Source organism: Halobacterium yunchengense (genome assembly GCF_037031165.1).
Lineage (GTDB): Archaea > Halobacteriota > Halobacteria > Halobacteriales > Halobacteriaceae > Halobacterium > Halobacterium yunchengense.
The window spans coordinates 903,416-925,220 of record NZ_JAYEZL010000001.1 but is presented as its reverse complement, the minus strand read 5'-3'; the positions used below and the strand labels follow the sequence as shown (position 1 = coordinate 925,220).

Below are 21,805 nucleotides of genomic sequence, written 5' to 3'. Positions count from 1 at the left end.
GACAACGCCGGCGACCCAGTTCACGGCCGGTACCTCCCGCCGACGCGGTCGATGACGAGGAAGCTGGCGGCCGTCACGACGAGCAGGACGGTGCCCATCGCCGCCGCGGGGCCGACGCTCGGGCCGGCGGTGCGGTCGACGAGGTAGCGCTTCAGCGCGACCGGCATCGTGTACGCCCGGTCGCCCGCCAGCAGCACGGTGGCGTCGAACTCGCCGACGCTGATGGCGAACGCGAACGCCGCGCCCGCGAGCACGCCCGGCCACACCAGGGGGAGCTCGACGTCCCAGAGGGCTCGCGCGCGCGTCGCGCCGAGCGCGCGAGCTGACTCCACGAGGCGCTCGTCGACGGCGGTCAGCATCGGCGCGACGTTCCGCACGACGAACGGGTAGCCCGCGACGGCGTGCGCGGCGACCACCACGGCCGGGCCGACGACGCTCACGCGAGTCGCCCCGAGTTCGACGCCGAAGACGAGCGAGCGCAACATCCCGAACCCGACGACGATGCCCGACACCGCCAGCGGCGCCATCAGCACGGCGTCCGCGACCTTGCGGCCGCGGCCGCCCTTCGCGGAGAACGCCGCGATGCCGACCCCCATCGGGAGCGCGAGCGCGAGCGCGCCGACGCCGAACAGCAGCGAGTTCCGGACCGCGACGGTCGGCTCGGTGCGGCTGCCCTGCCGCTCGAGGAGGAACCGCCACCACTCCAGCGTGGGGTCGGTGGCGCCGCCGACGCTCGCCAGCACCATCGACGCCAGCGGCGCGAGGAACACGAGCGCGACGACGACGCCGTAGACGCCGACGCCGGCGCGAACGGCCCGCTCGCGGACGCCGCCCGCCACCGAGAACAGCCGCTGCCGGGGGAGCGGGTTCCCGGTGCCGCTGGCGGCCCGCCGCGCCTCGTACCGGAGGTAGACGTACGTCAGCGCCAGCGAGACCACCGTCTCGAGGGCGGCGAGCGCGGCCGCGCTCTCGTAGTCGAGTTGCTGGACGCGCGCGTACAGCCACACCTCCACGGTCGCCAGCTGGAGGCCGCCCAGCCCCAACACGATGGGGAACGTCATGAACGTGAAGATGAACGTGAGCACCGCGCTCGCCGCCAGCGCGGGCAGCAGCTGGGGGGCGACGACGTCCCGGAACGCGGTCAGCGGCGGCGCGCCCAGCGACCGCGCGGTCTCGACCGCGCTCGCGTCGACGTTCTCCCACGCGGACCCGACCATCCGCGTCACGAGCGGCGCGTTGTAGAACGCGTGCGCCAGGACCACCACCTGCAGCGTGTACAGCCACTCAACGCGGTCGAGGCCGAGCGCCGTCAGCACCGCGTTCAGCGTGCCGTTCGAGCCGAACGTCGCGACGAACCCCACGACCACCATGATCGAGGGCAGCACGAACGGCAGGATGGTCAGCGACCGCAGGGTCTGCCGGCCGGGGAACTCGAATCGCGCGAGCACGTACGCGCCGGGCAGGCCGAGCGCGACGCTCGCGAGCGTCGACAGCGCCGCCTGGTAGGCGGTGAACCCGAACAGTCCCTTCCGCACCTCCGGGTATGACACCCAGACGTTCGGCAGCACGCGCAGCCAGGTCCACGGACGGGCGGCGTCGACGCCAGCGACCGCCCACGCGGCGTGCAGGCGGACGGCCGCCAGCCACGCCAGCACGTCGCCGGGCACTGCGGCCGGGTGCGCGAACAGGCCGTGTGCGGCGCCCATGTAGAACTCGCTCGCGAGGACGTCGCGGACGGGCGCCGCGGCGTTCGCGAACGCCTCGGCGAACACGGTCGCGACCGGGTAGTAGAACACGACGGCGAGCACGACGAGCGTGGTCGCGCCGACGAGGGGGAGCGCGTACCGGTCGGCGGCGCGGACCAGCGCGGAGCGCGCGGCGGCGGTGGCGTCGGCCACGCGCGTCAGTTGCTCGCGACCAGCTGGGCCCACGCTTCGGTCCATCCTTCGACGTTGCCTGCGAGTTCCTCGTACGTAAACGTCACCGGCTCCGGCGGCTCGTAGGCGTACTGGGTGTACTCGGGGGGCAGTGACGCGGTCGTCGTCGCGGGGAACTGGACGTTCTTCACGGCGACGTTCCGCTGGGCCTCGTCGGTGAGCAGGAAGTCGACGAACGCCGCGGCGTCCTCGGGCCGGTCGGCGTCGGCGAACCGCGCGACCGTCTCCGGGTTGGCGTAGCCCTGGTCGTTCAGGAAGCCGACCTGGTGGTGGGGGAGTTCGTCCTCGTCGTTGTAGTACACCTGGTCGGTGGAGTACGAGACGACGACGGGGCGTTCGCCCTCCAGGAACGCGTTGTACGCGGGCTGCCAGTCGTCGAGCACGCGCACGTCGTTCTCGACGAGCCCCTCCCAGTAGTCGAGGTAGTCCTCCGGGCCGTGCTCGTGGACCGTCCAGAGGAGGAACGCGAGTCCGGGGTCGCTGGACTGGGCGTTCTGCGCGAGCAGCGCGCCCTCGTACTCCGGTTCGAGCAGGGCGTCGAACGTCTCCGGGTTCTCGACCTCGGTGCCGTCGTAGACGAGCGAGATGTACCCCGTGTCGTAGGGGACCGCGCGGTTCTCGGGGTCGACCTCGAGTTCGGGCTTCACGTCGTCGGCGTGCTCGAGGTCCGCGCGCAGGTCGTCGAAGAGGTCGGTGTCGGGGAGTTCCTCGTCGACGCGCACGAGGTCCGGCGTGTTCAGCCCGACGAACAGGTCGGGGTCGATGCTCGCGCCGTCCTGCTTGCGCGTGATGTACTCGTTGACGCCGGCGTCCGGCGCGACGAACTCGACGTCGACGTCGTGGTCGTCCTCCCACGCCGACCGCAGCCACTCGCCGGCGGTCCCGTCGTCGCCGAAGAAGGAGTCGTAGGTGGCGATGGTGAGCGGGCCGCTGGCACCGCCGCTGCCGCCGAACTCCAGGCAGCCGGCCGTCGACAGGCCGACCGCGGTCGCTCCCGCGGCTCGGAGGTACGCCCGACGTCTCATCACTCGGTTGTTTCGCCCGGTAATTGAAAAGCCCGTCGCTCCGCGTCCCGCCGTCGGGCGCTCGGCCGCCTGGCCACGCGTCTCGCCTCGGAGTTAAACGTTCGTCCGCCTGGCCACGCGTCTCGCCCCGCCGTCGGGCGTTCGGCCGCCTGGCGAGCCGGCGAGCGAACGTTTTTGCCACTCCTCTCGGTACGTCCCGGCGTGGCCCGCTCCCGCTCGAACGTGCTCGCCGTGCTGCTGGTCGCGTTGCTCGCGGCGGCAGCGACGCTGCTCGGCGCCGTCTTCGCGACGGTGTTCTTCGCCGTCACCGTCGCGTACCTGCTCATCCCGCTGCACGGCCGCGTCGAGCGCCTCGGCCTCCCGGCGTGGTGGGCCAGCGCCACGACCGCCACGCTCGCGTCCTTGGCGGCGGTCGTCCCGCTCGGCGTCGCGCTGTACGTCGCCGGCGACCGCGTCGGCGACCTCGTCGACGCCATCGAGAACGCCCCGGAGACGTTCCCCGTCACTGTCGCCGGCTACACGCACGTCTTCGACGTCGGCGACGCGACCGACGTCGTCGTCTCCTACCTCGCGACGGTCGCCGTCGACGTGGCGAGCGCGCTCCCCGAACTCGCGCTGAAGCTCACGCTCTTCGGCGTGCTCGTGTTCGGCCTGCTGCTCGCCCACGAGGACGCCGAGCGCGCGCTCATCGCGACCATCCCCGAGTCCTACCACGACGTGGCGCGCGCGCTCGCCGACCGCGCGAGAGCCACCCTGTACGCCATCTACGTGCTCCAGGCGGTCACCGCGATCGCCACCACCGCCATCGCCGTCCCCGTCTTCCTCGCGCTGGGCGTCCCCTACACCGTCACGCTCGCCGTCGCCGCGGGCGTCCTCCAGTTCGTCCCCATCGTCGGCCCGTCGCTGGTCGTCGCCGGGGTCGCGCTCTACCGCGTGAGCGTCGGCGACACAACCGGCGCGCTCGTCGTCCTCCTCGTCGCCGGCGTGCTCGTCGCCTGGCTGCCGGACGTCCTCGTGCGGCCGCGGCTCTCCCGCCAGACGGCAGACCTCCCCGGCAGCCTCTACTTCGTCGGGTTCACCGGCGGCCTGCTCACTGTCGGGCCCGTCGGCGTCATCGCCGGCCCGCTCGTCGTCGCGCTCCTCGTGGAGGCCGCCAGCCTGCTCGCGGCCGAACACCGCGACAGCACGCAGTCGCTGCTCCCCGACGACTGGGAGGCCCGCGAGGAGTGACGCTGCGGCGTCCCCGCCGCGCCGCTTCACTCCGTCTCGACGGGACGTCCACGCTCCTCCCAGTCCGTCAGACTCCCCTCGTAGAACGCGACGTCCTCGAAGCCCAGCCACTTCAGCACGACGAACGTGTGGCTGATGCGGCGCGCGGTGTTGCAGTACAGGACCACGCGCCGGTCCCCGGTGACGCCGCGGTCGGCGAGCAACGCCGCCACGTCCTCGCGGGGTTTCAGGCCGCGCGTCTCGTCGTCGACGACGTCCTTCCAGTCGACGTTCACCGCGCCCGGCAGGTGGCCCTCCTCGAACTCCCACGGCTCGCGCGTGTCCACCACCACCGCGTCGGGGTCGTCGAGCGCGCCGGACACGGCGTCGGCGTCGACGAACACGTCCCGGCGCGGCTCCCCGGCCTCGTACTCGGTCGGCGCCGCCGCCACGGACTCCGTGGACGCCTCGTGGCCGCGGATCCACGCGCTGTAGTCGCCGTCCAGCAACCGGAGGTCCTCGTGGCCGTAGTACAGCGCCGTCACCAGGAACCGCGCCGCGAACACGCCGTGCGTGTCGTCGTAGGCCACGAGCGTGTCGCCGTTCTCGACGCCCGCCTCCCCCAGCAAGGTCGCCCACTCCCCGGGGCTTGGCATCATCCCCTCCGGGCCGCCCTCGCTGCGGAACGAGTCGAACGGCACGTTCACGGCGCCCGGGACGTGCCCGATGCCGTCGTACTCCCACGCGTCGCGGACGTCGACGACGACGACGTCGTCGTCCCCCAGGTGGTCGGCGAGCCAGTCCGCGGACGCGACCCATTCGGCGCTCATCGCGTCCGGCTACGGCGGCCCGGCCCTTAGCCTCCCGGCCGTCGCCGCGGCTCCGAGATACCGGCGACAACTGCCGGTTCTCTCGGCCGAAGGCCGGCCCCGCGAGCGCCAGCCAGACCGGTCGCGGCGAACGTCGCCGCTACGCTCGACGGCCGGGGGTACCTGCCGGCGTGACCGACAGTTATGGTGGCCGCTGCCCTACACGTTCCCATGGCAGAATACGCCAACGACGTACTCGTCACCGCCGACTGGGTCGAGGACCACCTCGACCAGTTCCAGAGCGACGACCCCGCGTACCGGCTCGTCGAGGTCGACGTCGACACCGAGGCCTACGACGACGAGCACGCGCCCGGCGCCATCGGGTTCAACTGGGAGACCGAGCTCCAGGACCAGGTCCAGCGGGACATCCTCGACAAGCAGGACTTCGCGGACCTCCTGGGCAGCCACGGCATCAGCGACGACTCCACGGTCGTCCTCTACGGCGACAACTCCAACTGGTTCGCCGCGTACACGTACTGGCAGTTCAAGTACTACGGCCACAGGGACGTCAAACTCCTCGACGGCGGCCGCGACTACTGGCTCGAACACGACTACCCCACCACGGACGAGGTGCCGGAGTTCCCCGAGGTCGACTACGACGCCCGCGGCCCCTTCGACGGCATCCGCGCGTACCGCGACGACGTCGAGACCGCCATCGACCGCGGCATCCCCCTCGTGGACGTCCGGTCGCCCGAGGAGTACCGCGGCGACGTGCTCGCGCCGCCGGGCCTCCAGGAGACCGCACAGCGCGGCGGCCACATCCCGGGCGCAGCGAACATCTCGTGGGCGGCCACCGTCAACGACGACGGCACGTTCAAGAGCGCGGACGAGCTCCGCGAGCTCTACGAGTCCGAGGGCGTCACGAACGACCAGGAGGTCGTCGCGTACTGCCGGATCGGCGAGCGCTCCTCGATCGCGTGGTTCGCGCTCTCCGAGCTCCTCGGCTACGACGACGTCACCAACTACGACGGCTCCTGGACGGAGTGGGGCAACCTCGTCGACGCCCCCATCGAGACGGGCGACGGCGACTGACTCCACGAACGGCCACAGGCACTGACTCCACGAACGGCCACAGGCACTGACTCCACAAACGGCCACAAGCGGTTTATTCGCGCCGCACGTCCCCCCGCTCGTGGGCGAGCGCACTCGCCCCACTACCCCCATCGTCGGTCGGCACCCACCGACGTCCCCCCCTCTCCCCTTTCGCCGCGACGACAGCTTACAAGCAGGAGCCGACCGTACGTCCACGCATGACACCCAGCGAGTTCCTCGAGGCCGTCCGCGAGGACAACGAGACGGCGCTGTCCCGTCTGGGCTCCTCGAAGTCCCTGTACGCCGCGACCGGCGGCGAGCTCGACGCCCGGCACGTCCTCGAGGCCGCCGCCGACGCCGAACACGTCGCCGCCGAGACCTTCCAGTCGTGGGCCGACGACGAGCCCCACGACCGCGCCCAGCGCGTCTTCGCCGACGCCGCCCGCGACGAGCGCGACCACTACGAGGCAGTCGCCGCGGAACTCGACGACTACGACCCCGACGAGACGCCCTCGGCGATGCAGGCGTCCCTCCGCGACCGCGAGGACACGGTCGAACGCGCCGGCGCGCTCCTCGGCCGCGTCCTCGCCACCGAGAAGTCCAAAGAACAGCTCACCGCGTTCTTCACCGGGCAGGCCGACCCCCAGACGGCGAGTCTCTTCCGGGAGCTCAAGGCGGACCTCGACGACCAGCGCGACGCCGCACTCGGGCTCCTCGAGACCGTCTGTGAGACCGACGCCGACTGGCAGACCGCCCGGGACGCCGCCGACGCCGCCGTCCAGGCAGCCTACGACGAGTACACCGAACAGCTCGAGTCGATGGGCGTCAACCCGAAGCCGGTCTGCTGAGCCACGTTTTCCGAGCGACGGCGCCACCCGGACGCGGCAAAACGCGGCCTAGACGCCGTCGACGGTCTCGCGGTACGCGCGGATGCTGTCCTGGGCGTCCCGGATGCTCTCCGCCGCGTCCTCGGTCGTCTCGCCGGCGATGTCGTCGAGCTTCGCGGTGATGCGCGCGAGCCGGCCGTGGTCCGGCCCGTGGTCGGCGGTGGCGAGTTCGGCGAGCGCGTCGGAGTGGTCGTAGAGCCGTTCCTCGTGGTCTGAGTCGCTGGCGGCGACCGCCGCGGCGCGCAGGTGGTCGCTCGCAGCGCGCAGTTCCTCGCGAACCATACGTGAACGTCTAGCAGACTCCGGGAAATACCTAGGCTCGAACTGGCCGACCGAGCCGTGCGGCGGCGCGGTCACCGGCGTCCAGTGACGCTACCGGCGTCGATGTGGTTCCGGTGGCGCTACCGGCGTCGGTGTGGTCCCGGTGACGCTACCGGCGTCGGTGTAGTCCAGTGAGGCCACTGCTGTCGGGACCGACGGCGTCGACGCTGCCGGTGGAGGCGACCCGACGTCGACGCCGGCGGTGAGAGTGACGCCGACGCTGCCGCCGACAGCGACGCCGCCAGCCCGCCGAGCCGACGGCTACGCGGTCGGCACACGCGGCAAAAACACGGTGTTCGAACGGACGGGACGTCCCGTCCCGGGACGAGGGGACAGCGGCGGCCGAGCGGCCTACTCCGCCGGGACTGCGCGCTCCCAGCGCGTCTACTCGGTGACGACGAGCGTGTCGTCCTCGAGGTAGTGCTCGACGTGGTGGGCGTCCTCCTCGACCTGCACGAGGTTCTCGCGGAGGATCTCGGCGGTCGCGTGGTCGCCGAGGTTCTGGGCCAGGTCGACGTGCTCGCGCAGCGTCTCGATGACGTCGCCGTACATCTCGAGGTCGTTCTCGAGGGACGTGCGGATGTCGTAGACGTCCTCGTCCTCGGGCTCGACGGGCGACGCATCCTCGAGGGTCCCCATGCTGGCGTGAGGGACGCCGCCGAGCGCCTGCGCGCGCTCCGCGAGCTCGTCCGCGAACTCCTCGGCGTTCTCGGCGGCGTCGCCGAGGAACAGGTGGAGGTCGCGGAACTCGGCGCCCTCCACGTTCCAGTGGTGCTTGCGGAGCTGGTGGTAGAGGACGTACGTCGCCGCCAGGTCGGTGTTCAGCGCGTCGACGACCTGTTCGGCCTTCTCCTCGTCCATGCGGAGGCCCTCGGAGCCTTCGACGTCGCCGGCGTGCTTCAGCACGTGCTTCTGGGTGCTCATGGCAGTTACGTGTTCGACGGCCAGCCACTTAAAGATTCGCCACGAAGAAAAGATAATTCGTGAATCGAAAACACAACTTCCTGATTCCGTGAGATCCTGTCAGGGAGCGCTCGTCTCCCGGCCCGGGCCGGTCGGCGCTTCCCTCCCGGCTCGTGTCAGTCGGCGGTCCCCCGTTCGCCCCGGTCGACGCCCGTCTCCGGTTCGACGTACACCTTCGACAGCGCCGGGTTCGCCTCCCGGAGCGCGTCCTCCAGCGCCGAGATCGCCTCGTCCATCGACGCCGTGTCCAGCTCCGACCGGAACGCCACGTCCGCCGTCACGACCACGTCGTTCGGCCCGAAGTAGACGGTCCGGAAGTCGACGACCTCCGAGACCTCGGGCCACTCGGCGATGACCCGACGCAGCTCCTTCTCGTCGGCCTTCGGGAGGCTCTCGCCGAGCAGCAGGCGCTTGTTCTCCCACGCCAGCGCCACCGCGAACCCCATCAACAGGAACCCGATGAGCAGGGCCGCCCCCGCGTCGTAGACGTGGTCGCCGGTCTGCTCGGTGAGGAAGATGCCCACGAGCGCGAACACCAGCCCCAGCAGGGCCACGGTGTCCTCCGTGAGCGCGGTCAGCGTCGTCGTGTCGCTGGTCCGGCTGAACGCCTCCCGGAACCCGCTCCAGCCGTGCCGGTCGATCTGGCGTTTCATCTCCGCGTACGCCTTCGCGAACGCGTACGACTCGAAGGCGATACCCCCCAGGAGCACGCTGTAGTTCACCCAGACGCCCGGGAACTGGTAGCCCAGGAGTGACGCCTGCCGGGACAGCACGCGGCCGTGGCCGGTGAGCGCCTCGAAGCCGTGCTTCGCGGACTCCCAGCCCGCGATGCCGAACAGCATCACGCTCACCAGAAACGAGTAGAAGAACTGCGCCTTCCCGTACCCGAAGGGGTGGGACCGCGTCGGGTCCTTCCCGCCGTACCGCAGCCCGATCAGGAGGAACACCTGGTTGCCGGTGTCCGAGATCGAGTGGTACGTCTCCGAGAGCATCGCCGGGCTCTGCGTGAGCAGGAACCCCCCGAATTTCAGCACGGCGATCGCGCCGTTGGCGAACAGCGCGGCGAGCACGACGGTCTTGCTTCCGGCCATCGCCTCCCAGTTCCCGGGGCGCGTACAAAGTCGTTCCCACCGCGACGACAGCACACGAGGTCGTTCCCACCGCGACGACCGGTACGTACACGGTGGCTGCCCGACAACCACGCCGCATGGCCGACTACCAGCCGGGCGCGTGCAACATCGGGGCCGCGGAGCGACGGAAGCGCTACCGCACGGGCGTCGCGAGCTTCGCCGCGGCGGCCCTGCTGGTCGTCGCGGTCCTCCTCGTCGACGCGCCCGCGTTCTGGCTGCTCGCGACAGTGCTCCCCCTGTTCGGCGGCTTCCTCGGCGTCATGCAGGCTCGCGCCGGGTTCTGCGTGGGGTTCGCGATGGCTGGCGTCTACGACGTCAGCGACGCCGGCGGCAGGCGCCGCGTGGCGCCGGAGAGCGGCCAGCGCGCCGACCGCAAGCGGGCCATCGTCCTCCCGCTGCAGGCGCTCGCCGCCGCGACGGCGTGCGCGCTCGGCGTGTACGCCGTCGGCGCCGTCGCGCTGTGAGCCGACCCAAACAGTCACGGGCGCCCACCCGGAACGACCACGCATGATCGCCGTGCTGTCGGACACGCACAGCAGCTCGGGCCACGAACTCCGGGGGCGCGCGCTCGCCGCCGTCCGCGAGGCCGACCTCGTCGTGCACGCCGGCGACTTCACGAGCGAGGCCGCGCTGGAGGCCTTCTCCGACGCCAGCGACCGGCTGTTCGCCGTGCACGGGAACGCCGACGACGCCGCCGTCGCCGACCGCCTCCCGGCGGCGCGGACGTTCGAGGCGGCCGGCCTGCGGTGGGCGGTCACCCACCGCCAGCGCGGCGGCGCGACGGGGCTGTCGCTGTTCGGTCGCGAGCGCGGCGCGGACGTGGTCGTCTCCGGGCACACGCACCAGCCGTCGGTCACGGAGACGGACGACGTCACGCTGCTGAACCCGGGGAGTCACGCCGACCCCCGCGGCAACCCGGCGTCGCACGCCGAGGTGGAGGGCACCGCGGACGGCCTGCGGGGTGAGCTCCGGGCGCGCGACGGGCGCGTGCTCGGAGCGTTCGAGGTGGAGGGCCGGTAGCGTCAGCGAGAGCACCAGGCTTCGCCAGCCTGTACCACGGGGTACGACACCGGGTATCAAGTAGACGACGTTGGCTCAAAGAGCGATTTTAGCCACTGGAACGCGCCCTCTCGCGCTCACTCGCGGACGTACCACGCCGCCGCGACCAGCGCGAGCACGACGACGCCGCCGAGGAAGAACAGCGCGCCCGCCGGCAGCGCCGCCACGCCGGTCGCGGTGGCGTCCGCGGCCGTCTGGGTCACCTGGTCGCCCTCCGCGACGAGCCCCGACACCTCGCTCGTGGACGGCCCGCCGCCAGCGGTCCCGACGTCGCTGCCGGGCGCCTGCAGTCCCGTGCCGAACAGCCACTGGACGACGAGGCTCGCCACGCCGAGCACGCCGAGCGCGCCGAGCAGGCTGGTGAGCGCCGTCCGGACGCTCTCGCTCTCCTCCTCGTCGCCGGCGAACAGCACCACGGGCGCGTCGGCGGGCGCGTACACGCTCATCTCGCGGCCCTTCGCGGAGTAGCGCGTGTCGCACTCCTCGATGAGGTCGGCGTCCTCGAGCTTCCCGAGGTGGTACTGGGCGTTCTGCAGTGACGTGTCGGCGTCCTCGGCGAGCTCGGAGGGCGTGGCGGGCCGGTCGTGGAGGGCGGCGTACAGGTCGCGTGCCGTCCCGGAGGAGAGCGCGGACAGCAGCTGGTCGGCGTCGTCGGAGTCCACGCCGACCACGCGAGGCTCGCCCTCGGGGTCGGCCTCCGACGTGGAGGGCAGCAGGCCGGACATAACACCCGTTTAGGATTGGAGTACAATGAGTTTTATCTTGACACGCAGGGAATGCGACCGCCTCGCGCCGTCACCGGGTGCGTGAGGCGGGGCAGCCGCCGGACGTTCCGCTCGGCGTCTGGTCGCCGACTGGACGAAACGACTATCTGCCGTCGGCCGGACTGTCACGTATGGTGGAGTTCGGTCCCGAGTTCTACGTCGTCGCCGGCCTCATCCTCCTGTTCGTGTTCTTCCTGTTCCTGTTCGTCCGCCGGACGCTCACGGGCTTCAAGGAAGGCGTGGAGAGCGGGAAACGCGACTAGGTCGTCGCTACCGCGAGAGCGCGCGCTCGACGGCGTCGACGGCGGCTTCGACGTCCTCGTCGTCCACGTCGAGGTGCGTGCAGAACCGCACGGTGTACTCGCCGAACTCGGACCCCTGGACGCCCTCGTCCTCGCAGCGGTCCAGCAACTCGGCGGCCGTCAGCCCGGCGGCCGTCGTGTCAACGAGCACGATGTTCGTGTCCGGCTCCGGGGCGGATAGGTCCCCCAGCGCGTCCAGCCCGGCGGCCAGCCGCTCGGCGCGCTCGTGGTCGACGTGCAGGCGGTCGCGGTTCCCGAGCGCCACCAGTCCGGGCGCGGCGACGATACCGGCCTGTCGCATCCCGCCGCCGAGGAGCTTGCGGACGCGGCGCGCGTCCTCGACGAACGACTCGGTGCCCGCGAGCATCGAGCCCACGGGCGCGCCCAGTCCCTTCGAGAGGCAGAACATCACGGAGTCGACGGGCGCGAGCAGGTCGGCCGGGTCGACGTCGAGCGCCGTCGCGGCGTTGAACACGCGCGCGCCGTCGACGTGCACGGGCACGTCGAGGTCGTGTGCGGCCTCGGCCGCGGCAGCCACGTCCTCGCTCGGCGCCGCCACGCCGCCGTTCACGTTGTGCGTGTTCTCCAGGCAGAGCAGGCCCGTGCCCGGCCGGTGCAGGGACTCCTCGACGAACCCCTCGCGGACCTGCTCGGGCGTCGGGCAGCCGTCCGCGCCGCCGTCGTACGTCCGCACCTGCAGTTCGGCGTGCTGGGCGAACCCGCCGAGCTCGTACCGGTAGACGTGGCTCTCGCGCTCCACGAGCGCCTCCTGGCCGCGGTCGGTGTGGACGCGGGCCGCGATCTGGTTGCCCATCGTGCCCGAGGGGACGTACAGCGCCGCGTCCTTGCCGACCGCGTCGGCGGCCGCGGCCTCGAGTTCGTTCACGGTCGGGTCCTCGCCGTAGACGTCGTCGCCGACGGCGGCCTCGGCGGCCGCCCGCCGCATCTCGTCGCCGGGTTTCGTGACGGTGTCGCTGCGGAGGTCGATCACGCCTCGGTGTCGGTGCTACAGCGGCAAAAGTGGGACCGTCCCGGCAGGCCCGGGGCCCGCGGTTCCGAAAAGGCCTTCCGGGCGTTGGCGCGAACGGTCCCGTATGGATTCCCGCGTCCAGCGGCACGCCGAGATCATCGTCGACCGAGCCATCGACCTCCAGCCCGGCGAGAACGTCGTGGTGAGCATGCCACCCGTCGCGGAGGACCTCCGCGTCGCCCTCTACGAGGAGATCGGCAAGGTCGGCGCCAACCCCGTGATGCTGGCGCGCGGCGACCGCGGCATCGGCACCGACCGCGCCGCCCGCGCGTACCTCCGGCAGGTCGACCCCGAGGACCTCTCGGAGCCCGAGCACCTCCTGCAGCTGTTCGAGCACGCCGACGCCGCCGTGGTCGCGCGCCCCCACGAGAACGTCAGCGAGCAGAGCGACGTATCGACGGCGGTCGGGTCCGCGTTCGCAGCCGCGTACCGCGAGGTCCTGAACGCGCGGCTCGCGACGAAGTGGTGTCTCACGCACTACCCGGCGCCCGCGGACGCCCAGCTCGCGGAGATGAGCACGGCGGCCTACGAGGACTTCGTCTTCGACGCGATGCTGAAAGACTGGGACGCCGTCGAGGAACACCAACAGCAGATGGTGGAGATCCTCGACGACGCCGACGAGGTCCACATCGTCTCCGGGGAGACGACGGACGTGACGATGAGCGTGGCGGGCATGCAGACGCTGAACGACAGCGGGACGAACAACCTCCCGGCGGGCGAGGTGTTCACCGCGCCCGTCCCCGATTCCGTGAACGGCGAGGTGCTGTTCGACAAGCCGGTCTACCACCAGGCCCGGGAGATCCAGGGGGCGTGGCTGCGCTTCGAGGGCGGCGAGGTCGTCGACTTCAGCGCCGACCAGAACGAGGACGTCCTCGAGGGCATCCTGGAGACGGACGACGGCGCGCGGCGGCTCGGCGAGCTGGGCATCGGGATGAACCGGGAGATCGACCGGTTCACGTACAACATGCTCTTCGACGAGAAGATGGGCGACACCGTCCACATGGCCCTCGGCCGCGCGTACCCGGCGACGGTCGGCGAGGGCGTCGAGCAGAACGACTCCGCGAAGCACGTGGACATGATCGTGGACATGAGCGAGGACTCCTACATCGAAGTCGACGGCGAGGTCGTCCAGCGGAACGGGACGTTCGCCTTCGAGGACGGCTTCGAGGACGCGTAAGGCGTCCGGGCTCGCCGGAGTGTCTGGGGCCGGTGGTCGTGACGCAGCGGCGGTCGCGGCCGGCGCTGGCGCTGCCACAAGACGTTTATCGGCGGTCGTGTGCCGTCGTGGGGGTGGAACGCCCGCCAGTCGGCGGGAGCGCGACGCTCCGACGCCGGCGTGCTACCACGTACCAACCCTCGTTTTAAGTCGACGGCGTGTCTACTCGTGACACGTGCCAAAGCTCGACTGCCCCGACTGTGGTCGCGACATCGCGATGCACGAACTCGAGACGCGAACCGTCGCACAGACCACGGGATTCGAGACGAGCTACCGCTGCCCGTTCTGCCGCGCCGACTTCGACGAAGTCGCCCAGCTCATGTAGCTGCGACCGCGAGTCGCGACGACCAACTCGACACGGCGTGCGGGTACGGATTCGTCACCGGACCACGAAGACTGTGGAGTGGCGACGTTCTCCCGAACTCGTCGCTCGCGTTCGCTCGCGACAGCATGCGGGCACGAGGGGAGTCCCGCGAGCGACGCGAGCGGGACGCCGGGAGACCGCAGGTCTCCCGGAATTTGAACCACGGCCAGACGCGCTCGCTTCGCTGCGCGCGCCTGGCCTGCTTCGGAATCCCTCGTGCCGCTTCGCTCGTCGCTTTCCTCCTCGCTGCACGGGCACGAGGGGATTTGAACCGGAGGCAGACGGTCGCCTCGCTTCGCTCGGCGCTGCGACTGCCGGGGTTGAAATCCGCTCTCGCCGTTCGTCAGCCTCGCCGACGCTCGGCAGAACTCACGGGCACGAGGGGATTTGAACCCCCGACCGACGGGTTAGAAGCCCGTCGCTCTGTCCGAACTGAGCTACGTGCCCTCGAGGGGAGATAGCGCCGCCGCGAGTAAAAACCGACGGGTTGGCTGTGGCGCCGCGTGGAAGTCGAAGCACACACGTAGCGCCGTCGCCTCCCCCCTAGCAATGAGAGTCATCGGTACCGTGGGGATGCCGGGCAGCGGCAAGAGCGAGGCCGCCGCCGTCGCCAGGGAACTCGGCGTCCCGGTCGTCGTCATGGGCGACGTCATCCGGCAGGAGTGCCGGGACCGCGGGCTCGACCCCGCCGAGCACCACGGCCGCATCGCGCAGGCGCTCCGCGAGGAGAACGGCCCGGGCGCCATCGCAGAGCGGTCGCTGCCGGTCATCCGCGACCACCTCGCGGACAGCGACGTCGTGCTCGTCGACGGCATCCGGTCGGGCGTCGAGGTCGAGGCGTTCCGCGAGGCGTTCGACGGCGCGTTCACGCTCGTGGAAGTGCACGCGCCCTACGACCTCCGGCGCGAGCGCATCGAGGGGCGCGGCCGCCCGGGCGACGTCGAGGGGGAGTCCCTCGCGGACCGCGAGGAACGCGAGCGGGGCTTCGGCATGGAGGACGCCATCGCGGAGGCCGACGTCCGCATCGAGAACGCGGGCAGCCTCGAGGCGTTCCACGAGCGCGTCGCCGACCTCCTCGCGGACGCCCGCGACGCCGACGACTGCGGCGGCGGGGACGGCGGACCCGGGACCGCGGACGCCGGAACGGAGGCGTCGACCCGTGAGTGACGACGGACGCGGCGTCGTCTACAGCGTCGACGTCGAGATCTCGGCGCCCGTGCGGCCGACCGAGGTCACCGACCGCGTCGTCGACGCGGTGACCGGCCTCTTCCCGTCCGCCGCGGTGGAGACGCACGGCAGCCGCGTGACCGCGACGGCCCACGACGTCGAGACGCTCCGCGAACAGCTGTTCGAGCAGCGCATCCTCGATACGGCGCGCACGGAGTTCCTGCGGAACGCGACCGCCGACGGCTTCAGCTTCGACCTGAAGAAGCAGGCCGCCTACGAGGGGAAGGTGAACTTCTCCGTGGGGAGCCCCGACGAACTCGGCGACGTCCACGTCGACGTGCGGGTCCGGGAGCCGGGCGTCGAGTCGTTCATCGACTACCTCGCGCCCGAGACCGAGGACGGCCAGCCGGTCGACCCGCCCGAGTAGTCCGCGCCGTCGCGCGCGGCGTCACACTGCGAGGAGCACGACGCCGCTGGCGACCACGGCGCCGAGCACGACCGTCACCAGCCACCCGAGCCGCCGAGTGCCGAGCAGCCACGCCAGCGCGACCTTCACGAACGTGTTCGAGATGGCCGCGACGACGATGCCGGTCGTCGCGACCGACCGCGACACCGCGCCCTCCGCCGCCAGGCGGCTCAGCGTGATGGTCATCGCGTCGACGTCCGCGAGCCCGGAGACGAACGCGGTCGCGTACACGCCGGACGCGCCGAACCACTCGTTGGCGGACTCCGAGACCAGCAGGACGGCGGCGAACACGGCCCCGAAGGCGAGCGCCGGCCGCAGCCGGAACGGGTTCTTCACCTCCTCGACCTCGACGGCCTCGTCGGTCGCCGACCGCCAGTACAGCGCGACGGCCGCGGCCGCGCCGACGACGGTCATCGCGCCCAGCGGGACCGCGACGCTCGGCGCGAGCCGCGGGTTGACGACGGCGACCTCGACGAGCGCCCGGGGGAACATCACGATGGAGGCCGTGACGACCGCGAACGCGCAGACGTGGTGGAGCGCCGGGTTCTGGGTGGCCTTCTCGGCCATCGAGACGGTCGTCGCCGTCGAGGAGACGAACCCGCCGACGACGCCGGTGACCGCGATGCCGCGCTCCGGGCCGAGCACGCGGCCGAGCAGGTACGCGGCGAACCCCAGGCCCGTGACGAAGACGACCATCAGCCAGACGAACCGGGGGTTGAGGCCGTAGAGGGCGGGCAGCGACCGGTCCGGGAGCGCCGGCAGGACGACGAGGACGACGAGGACGAACTTCGCGGACGCCCGGCGCTCCGTCTCGTCGATCTGGTCGACGAACTCGTGGACGGGGTCTTTCGCGGACAGCAACACGGTGACTGCGCCGCCGACGACGACGGCGACCAGGACGCCACGCCAGGAGTGCATCGTCGCCGCGCCCAGCACGGTGGTGACGAGCGCGGCCGTGAGCGTCGTCAGGCCGATGTCCCGCTCGAACCAGACCTTCGCGGCGTACGCGGCCGTGAGCGGGACGACGAGCACGGCGAGCGCCACCGGGAGCGCCTCCGGGAAGAACGCGGCGACGAGCGCCCCGTAGAGCGCGAACAGGGGGAACGTCCTGCTCCCGGCGAACGACCCGCCGGACTCGCTGTGCTCGCGTTCGAGGCCGACGAGCGCGCCGAGCGCGACCGCGACGAGCAGCCGGAGGAGGACGTCGCTCAGTGGCGCGGCGTCCAGTCCGGTCATCGCCTCGCACCCGTCCCTGGCATCTCGTCCGTCGTTACTCCGCTGGCGGACTTAAACGCGGGTGTCGAACCACCGCGGCCGTCGCCGCTGGTCGCCGCGGTCACGCGAGCAGCAGGACGACGGCGGCGCCGATGAACGCGACCTTCGCGGCGACGTTGACCGCGATGACCTTCGACCCGAAGCGCGCGCCCCAGATGCCGTACTGGAAGGGGATCGAGCGCTTGAACGTGGAGACGGCGAACGAGACGATACCGCCGACGAGCATCGTCGCGACGGCCTGCCGGGACGTGAACGTCCCGGGGATCTGGGGGGCGACGAAGATGGCGCCCGTGGTCGTGTCGACGGCGAACGTCGCCACGGCCGGCACGCTCGCGGAGGGCAGCCCCACCGCGTCCGTGATGGGTCGCGCGAAGGCCGTGTACTCGGTGACGTCGTAGCGCGTGGTGAGGTAGACGACGAGCGCGTAGACGACCGCGAGCCGCGGCACGAGCGTCCGCAGCTTTCCGGCGGTCTTCGCGAGCGCGTCACGGACGGCCTCGCGGCGCGGCCGGTCGTCGCCGCCGGGCAGGTCAACGTCGGCGTCCGCTGGCGACCCGACGTTGCGCTCGGAGAGGACGAGCGCGCCCGCCGCGACGCCGGCGAGCGTGATGGCGAGGCTGACGGCGGCTCGCGCGCCGACGTACATGAGCCCCACCTTGAGGCCGAGAATCGGGATCAGGACGGGCGCGTAGAACGTGAAGATGTGCTGGACGAACCCGAAGAACGTGTTGATGGTGACGGCGACGAGAGTCGCGCGGTCGTCGAGCACGCCGGCGTCCCGGTACTCCTTGAGCATGCCGTAGCCCGCCGTGGGCGACGCCGTCGTCGCGAGGATCGCGGTGCCGACCTCGTCGGGGAGGTTCGCGGGCCCCGTGAGGGGGCGCGCGAGGCCGGCGACGTAGCGCACCGCGCCGAACGCCACCGCGAGGTTCGCGAGCGTGAGGCCGACCGCGATGGCGGCGGCGACGACGGCGACGCGCGGGAGGACGTCCGCGAGCAGGGCCGGGAGTTGCACGGCGGGCGTTGGTCGCCGCGCGGATTATCGCTGTCGGTCCGCTACACGAGCACCTGGACGGCGGCGAACAGGACGACCACGCCGAGCACGTCGCAGACGTTCGTGACGACGGGGATCACGACGTCGTCGGGGTCGAGTTCGAACCGGTAGGCGGCGTACGTCGCGGCGAGCGTGACGGCGACGGCGAGCACCGCGAGCGCGGCGCCGGACGCGAACGCCACGGCGACGACGGTGGGCAGCGAGAGCGCCGCGCCCGCCGTGAGCGCGGTGAGCGCCCACGCGCCCGCGCCGACGAGCGGGAACAGCGACAGCGCGAGCGCGACGGTGGCGGCGGTGTTCCCGGCGAGCTCGTCGTCGCGCGGGTCGAACGAGAGCGTGCCGAGGTGGAACGACGTCGACAGCCGAGACGCCAGGATGCTGCCGAGGTTGCCGGCCGTGCCGACGGTGACGGGGACCAGCACGAGCAGCGACGGGTACCGCAGCAGCGTCGCCTCGAAGGACCCGAGCACGAGGCCGCTCCCGACCTCGACGACGGTGAGCGCGAGCAGCACGGGCAGCGTGGCGCGCGTGATGGCGGCGACGGTCCACTCGCGGCGCATTCACGCGCCCCCCGCGACCAGCCGCACCGCCAGCAGCAGGAACGCCACGCCGAACACGTCCCCCGTGGTCGTCACGAGCGGGCCGACGAGCGTGTCGGGGTTGCGGCCGCGCCGGAACCCCTCGAAGACGACCAGGAGGACGGCCGCGGTGAGCGCGAGCCCGGAGAGCAGGCCGGCGACGAACGCGACGCCGACGAGCGTCCAGACGCCGGCGACGGGCCGGCCGAGGGCGGCGAGCACGCCGAACGCGACGACGGCGGCGAACACGCTCGCGAGCAGGCCGTTCGCCGTCGCCGCCGCCACCGCCGCTCGCAGCCGCCGGTCGCCGACCGCGACGCGCGGCTCGACGACCCCCTGGTGGAGGCCGGTGGCGAGGCGCGCGCCGAACGCGCCGTAGACGTTCCCCCGGGTCGCCAGCAGCGCCGGCACGAGCACGAGCAGTCCGTCGACGGCGCGGAGTTCCGCGCGCATCCCGCCGAGCACGACGCCCGCGAACAGGCCGCCGACGACGCTCGCGGCCAGCGCGGGCACGGCCTCCCGGTAGGCGCCGACGGCGACCCCGCGGATGGACATGCGCGAGTTCACGAGTGCGCCCGGGAAAAAACCCGCCGGCGGCCGTCTCGCGCCGGCCGCGCGGCCGTCACGCTCGCGAGGCCGCCGAGGCGTTCAGACGCCGTCGGTCCGCAGGAGGTAGACGAGCGCGCCGGCGCCGCCGAGCACCGCGGCGCCCGCCACCCACGCGAGGCGGTTCGGGGGGCCGCGCTCGTGGCGCGCCGACCGGCCGTCCAGCAGCACGGCGACCGGCGCGAGCACCCACGCGTGCGCGAACACCGCCACCGCCGCGGCGGACAGGGGGCCGACCGCGGCGGCCGCGAGCGCGACGGCGAACAGCGCGGCGTCGGCGACGAGGACGTCCCGCCAGACGCGGTCCGCGTGGTCGGGGTCGCTGACAGCGACGGCCTTCCTGACGAGGTACGCGACGCCCACTGCGACGTTCACGACCGGGACGGCGCCGCCGGCCGCCCACGCCGTCGCGCGCGGCCGCCAGGACTCGCCCGCGGTGTGGCGTGCGTCCACGCCGAGGGAGGCGGCGAGCGTCGCCGCGGCGGCGGCCAGCGCCACCGAACCGGCGGCCAGCGACCAGGCGATCGCGAGGAACCCGCCGGCGAAGCCGGCGAGCGCGCCGACCGCGACGGCGACCTCGGTCAGCGAGTGCGCGTCCGCGCTCGCCGCGGCGGCCCGCTCGCGGTCCCCGCGCGTCGCCGCCACGTCCACGCGGTAGTGGCCGTCCCGGGCCTCGAGGACGACGCGCTCGCCGGCGAGCGCGGCCGGGTCGGTCGCGCCGTCCGCCGCAGCGTCGAGCAGGCGCGCGACGCGACTCCCGGCGTGGCCACCGCTCGGCCACGTCTCGAACGCAGGCACGGCCTCGGCGTCGCCGCCGTCGGCCGCCGCGCCGTCACCGAGGGCGACCTCGAGCGCGAGCGCGTCCCGCGCGTCGACGCGCCACGGGTACTCGTCCGGGACGCTGTCGGCGGGCACGCGCGCCGCTCGCCGGACGCGACCGACGGCCGACCCACGCGCGCCGCCCCGCATGCTGCACCCGGGTTCCGCGAGCAGCAGGAAAACTGTACTGGTCGGCCGAACTGCCGTCCCGCCAGGTCGGCCGCTCGGAGGCGGCCGTCAGAACATCCCGCCGAAGCCGCCGCCACCGCCGCCGCCACCGCCCTGCTGTTGCATCTTCTTCATCATGCGCTGCATGTCGCCGTCGCCCATCCCCTGGAACTGCTTCATCGTCCGCGCCATCATCTTGTGCTGGTCGAGCAGCTCGCGGATGGTGTCCTCGCTCTTCCCCGAGCCCCGCGCGATGCGGCGCACCTGCGAGGCGCCGATCGAGCGCGGGTTCTCCAGTTCCGCCTCGGTCATCGAGTCCATGATGACGTCGAAGTTCCGCATGCGCTCCTGGGTGACGTCCATCGCGTCGTCGGGCAGCTGGTCCATGAGGCCGCCGCCCATCCCCGGGATCATGTCCATCACCTGGTCGAGGGGGCCCATGTTGTCCATGGCCTTCATCTGCTTGCGCATGTCCTTCAGCGTGAACTCCCCCTTCATCAGGTCCTCGGGGTCCCAGTCGTCCTCCTCGGCCTGGGTCTCCTCCATCGCGCGCTCGACGCGCTCGGTGAGCTGCTTGAGGTCGCCCATGCCGAGCAGCCGCGAGATGAAGCTGTCGGGCTCGAAGCGCTCGATGTCCTGGACGGTCTCGCCGGTCCCGAGGAACGCGATGGTCGAGCCCGTCTCGTCGACGGCCGTCAGCGCCCCGCCGCCCTTCGCGGTGCCGTCGAGTTTCGTGATGGCGACGCCGTCGATGCCGACCGCGTCGTCGAACTCGCGGGCCTGGTCTTTCGCGCCCTGGCCGATGGCGGCGTCCAGCACGAGCAGGCTGCGGTCCGGCTGGACCTCGGCCTCGATCTCCTCGATCTCGCTGATGAGGTCGTCCTCGAGGGCGTGCCGGCCGGCGGTGTCGACGATGTGGACGTCGGCGTCCGCGGTGGCCTCGAGGCCCTCCCGTGCGATCTTCACGGGGTCGTCCTCGTCGGGGTCGCCGTAGAACTCCACCTCGGCGCGCTCGGCCATCTGCCGGGCCTGGTCGTAGGCGCCCGGGCGGAAGGTGTCCGTCTGGATGACCGCCGGTCGCAGGCCCTTCTTCGAGAACCACCACGCCATCTTCGCCGCGGTGGTCGTCTTCCCGGAGCCCTGGAGGCCGGCGAGCATGATGGTCTGCTCCTCGAGGGGGATCTCCGTGGAGTCGCCGACGAGGTCGACGAGCTCCTCGTAGACGATGCGGAGGACGTGGTCGCGCGCGGACGTGCCGCCCGGCGGCTCCTCCTCGAGGGCGCGCTCCTTGATGGAGTCCGAGAGGTCCATCACGAGGCTGACGTCGACGTCCGCCTGGAGCAGCGACCGCTGGATCTCCTTGACGATCTCGTCGACGTCTTCCTCGGAGATGCGGGACTTCCCGCGGAGCTTGTCGAGGGTGCCCCGCAGGGAACTCCCGAGGTCGTCGAGTACCATTGTTGGCAACCGATAGGCGGTCGGCCCGTAAGAGCCTTTATCTGCGTGCCGGCCGCCAGGCCGGCAGGTTTACGCGAGCGCGGAGCGGCAGCGATGCGCGAGCCGC

Annotated in this window: 24 protein-coding genes and 1 tRNA gene; 10 read left to right on the top strand and 15 right to left on the bottom strand. The window is 72.0% G+C overall.

The features are described 5' to 3' along the window. Window positions 1–20 precede the first annotated feature (20 nt). Entirely contained in the window at window positions 21–1,943 is a 1,923-nt protein-coding gene (locus tag U5911_RS04745) for an ABC transporter permease (RefSeq protein WP_336035713.1), read from the bottom strand. Continuing rightward, complete coding sequence (locus tag U5911_RS04740) at window positions 1,904–2,962, bottom strand: thiamine ABC transporter substrate-binding protein (RefSeq protein WP_336035711.1); 1,059 nt, start codon at window positions 2,960–2,962, stop codon at window positions 1,904–1,906. Before U5911_RS04740 ends, U5911_RS04745 begins: the two co-directional genes overlap by 40 nt. 201 nt (window positions 2,963–3,163) lie before the next feature. On the opposite strand from U5911_RS04740, the gene U5911_RS04735 reads away from it, so the two are divergent. Continuing rightward, complete coding sequence (locus U5911_RS04735; protein ID WP_336035709.1) at window positions 3,164–4,192, top strand: AI-2E family transporter; 1,029 nt, start codon at window positions 3,164–3,166, stop codon at window positions 4,190–4,192. A 26-nt stretch (window positions 4,193–4,218) separates the two neighbouring features. Here U5911_RS04735 and U5911_RS04730 read toward each other — a convergent pair whose 3' ends face one another. Then, window positions 4,219–5,001 carry a sulfurtransferase gene (locus U5911_RS04730; RefSeq protein ID WP_336035708.1) on the bottom strand — a complete coding sequence of 261 codons (783 nt, stop codon included), beginning with the start codon at window positions 4,999–5,001 and terminating at the stop codon, window positions 4,219–4,221. A 210-nt stretch (window positions 5,002–5,211) separates the two neighbouring features. Between U5911_RS04730 and U5911_RS04725 the strand changes: the two genes are divergently transcribed. Further along, window positions 5,212–6,072: a sulfurtransferase gene (locus tag U5911_RS04725; protein WP_336035707.1), complete on the top strand. Its 861-nt coding sequence runs from the start codon at window positions 5,212–5,214 to the stop codon at window positions 6,070–6,072. A gap of 218 nt (window positions 6,073–6,290) precedes the next feature. Then, window positions 6,291–6,920 carry a rubrerythrin family protein gene (locus tag U5911_RS04720; protein WP_336035706.1) on the top strand — a complete coding sequence of 210 codons (630 nt, stop codon included), beginning with the start codon at window positions 6,291–6,293 and terminating at the stop codon, window positions 6,918–6,920. A 48-nt stretch (window positions 6,921–6,968) separates the two neighbouring features. Here U5911_RS04720 and U5911_RS04715 read toward each other — a convergent pair whose 3' ends face one another. The 3 genes from U5911_RS04715 to U5911_RS04705 all read right to left on the bottom strand — a co-directional run bounded on the left by U5911_RS04715 (window position 6,969) and on the right by U5911_RS04705 (window position 9,334). Continuing rightward, window positions 6,969–7,241 (bottom strand): DUF7553 family protein, encoded by a 273-nt coding sequence (locus U5911_RS04715; RefSeq protein ID WP_336035704.1) that lies wholly within the window; start codon window positions 7,239–7,241, stop codon window positions 6,969–6,971. Between the two features lie 423 nt (window positions 7,242–7,664). Next, entirely contained in the window at window positions 7,665–8,204 is a 540-nt protein-coding gene (gene dpsA / locus U5911_RS04710; protein WP_336035702.1) for a DNA starvation/stationary phase protection protein DpsA, read from the bottom strand. Between the two features lie 155 nt (window positions 8,205–8,359). Next, window positions 8,360–9,334 (bottom strand): cation diffusion facilitator family transporter, encoded by a 975-nt coding sequence (locus U5911_RS04705; RefSeq protein ID WP_336035701.1) that lies wholly within the window; start codon window positions 9,332–9,334, stop codon window positions 8,360–8,362. A 116-nt stretch (window positions 9,335–9,450) separates the two neighbouring features. Here U5911_RS04705 and U5911_RS04700 point away from each other — a divergent pair, with 116 nt between their 5' ends. Together U5911_RS04700 and U5911_RS04695 are read left to right on the top strand one after the other, a co-directional pair. Then, complete coding sequence (locus U5911_RS04700; protein ID WP_336035699.1) at window positions 9,451–9,837, top strand: hypothetical protein; 387 nt, start codon at window positions 9,451–9,453, stop codon at window positions 9,835–9,837. 43 nt (window positions 9,838–9,880) lie between these two features. Next, window positions 9,881–10,393: a metallophosphoesterase gene (locus U5911_RS04695; protein ID WP_336035696.1), complete on the top strand. Its 513-nt coding sequence runs from the start codon at window positions 9,881–9,883 to the stop codon at window positions 10,391–10,393. A gap of 116 nt (window positions 10,394–10,509) precedes the next feature. Here U5911_RS04695 and U5911_RS04690 read toward each other — a convergent pair whose 3' ends face one another. After that, window positions 10,510–11,157, bottom strand: a complete 648-nt coding sequence (locus U5911_RS04690; protein ID WP_336035695.1) for an ArsR/SmtB family transcription factor — start codon at window positions 11,155–11,157, stop codon at window positions 10,510–10,512. Between the two features lie 170 nt (window positions 11,158–11,327). On the opposite strand from U5911_RS04690, the gene U5911_RS04685 reads away from it, so the two are divergent. Further along, the gene (locus tag U5911_RS04685) at window positions 11,328–11,459 is read left to right on the top strand and encodes a DUF7859 family protein (protein ID WP_336035694.1); all 132 of its coding nucleotides are present in this window, start codon (window positions 11,328–11,330) and stop codon (window positions 11,457–11,459) included. 7 nt (window positions 11,460–11,466) lie between these two features. On the opposite strand, the gene U5911_RS04680 is transcribed toward U5911_RS04685, so the two are convergent. After that, window positions 11,467–12,489: a threonine aldolase family protein gene (locus tag U5911_RS04680; protein WP_336035693.1), complete on the bottom strand. Its 1,023-nt coding sequence runs from the start codon at window positions 12,487–12,489 to the stop codon at window positions 11,467–11,469. Between the two features lie 103 nt (window positions 12,490–12,592). Between U5911_RS04680 and U5911_RS04675 the strand changes: the two genes are divergently transcribed. Beyond that, complete coding sequence (locus U5911_RS04675) at window positions 12,593–13,705, top strand: aminopeptidase (protein WP_336035691.1); 1,113 nt, start codon at window positions 12,593–12,595, stop codon at window positions 13,703–13,705. Between the two features lie 214 nt (window positions 13,706–13,919). Beyond that, window positions 13,920–14,069, top strand: a complete 150-nt coding sequence (locus U5911_RS04670; protein ID WP_336035689.1) for a hypothetical protein — start codon at window positions 13,920–13,922, stop codon at window positions 14,067–14,069. A gap of 411 nt (window positions 14,070–14,480) precedes the next feature. Here U5911_RS04670 and U5911_RS04665 read toward each other — a convergent pair. Continuing rightward, window positions 14,481–14,555: transfer RNA gene (locus U5911_RS04665), tRNA-Arg, on the bottom strand. Between the two features lie 102 nt (window positions 14,556–14,657). Between U5911_RS04665 and U5911_RS04660 the strand changes: the two genes are divergently transcribed. Continuing rightward, complete coding sequence (locus U5911_RS04660) at window positions 14,658–15,275, top strand: AAA family ATPase (protein ID WP_336035687.1); 618 nt, start codon at window positions 14,658–14,660, stop codon at window positions 15,273–15,275. Further along, a complete protein-coding gene (locus tag U5911_RS04655) occupies window positions 15,268–15,702 on the top strand; it encodes an RNA-binding domain-containing protein (RefSeq protein WP_336035686.1) in 435 nt (144 codons plus the stop codon). The genes U5911_RS04660 and U5911_RS04655 overlap by 8 nt, the downstream gene beginning before the upstream one ends. Window positions 15,703–15,723: 21 nt before the next feature. Here U5911_RS04655 and U5911_RS04650 read toward each other — a convergent pair whose 3' ends face one another. The 6 genes from U5911_RS04650 to U5911_RS04625 all read right to left on the bottom strand — a co-directional run bounded on the left by U5911_RS04650 (window position 15,724) and on the right by U5911_RS04625 (window position 21,699). Continuing rightward, on the bottom strand, window positions 15,724–16,977 hold the full coding sequence (locus U5911_RS04650) for an MgtC/SapB family protein (protein ID WP_336035684.1): 1,254 nt from the start codon (window positions 16,975–16,977) through the stop codon (window positions 15,724–15,726). A 100-nt stretch (window positions 16,978–17,077) separates the two neighbouring features. Then, window positions 17,078–18,031 (bottom strand): hypothetical protein, encoded by a 954-nt coding sequence (locus tag U5911_RS04645; protein ID WP_336035682.1) that lies wholly within the window; start codon window positions 18,029–18,031, stop codon window positions 17,078–17,080. A gap of 41 nt (window positions 18,032–18,072) precedes the next feature. Then, entirely contained in the window at window positions 18,073–18,630 is a 558-nt protein-coding gene (locus tag U5911_RS04640) for a magnesium transporter (protein WP_336035680.1), read from the bottom strand. Continuing rightward, window positions 18,631–19,203 carry a magnesium transporter gene (locus tag U5911_RS04635; RefSeq protein WP_336035678.1) on the bottom strand — a complete coding sequence of 191 codons (573 nt, stop codon included), beginning with the start codon at window positions 19,201–19,203 and terminating at the stop codon, window positions 18,631–18,633. Window positions 19,204–19,296: 93 nt separating this feature from the next. Continuing rightward, window positions 19,297–20,223: a hypothetical protein gene (locus U5911_RS04630; RefSeq protein WP_336035676.1), complete on the bottom strand. Its 927-nt coding sequence runs from the start codon at window positions 20,221–20,223 to the stop codon at window positions 19,297–19,299. A gap of 87 nt (window positions 20,224–20,310) precedes the next feature. Beyond that, window positions 20,311–21,699, bottom strand: coding sequence for a signal recognition particle protein Srp54 (locus tag U5911_RS04625; RefSeq protein WP_336035674.1), 1,389 nt, complete (start codon window positions 21,697–21,699; stop codon window positions 20,311–20,313). Between the last annotated feature and the right edge of the window lie 106 nt (window positions 21,700–21,805).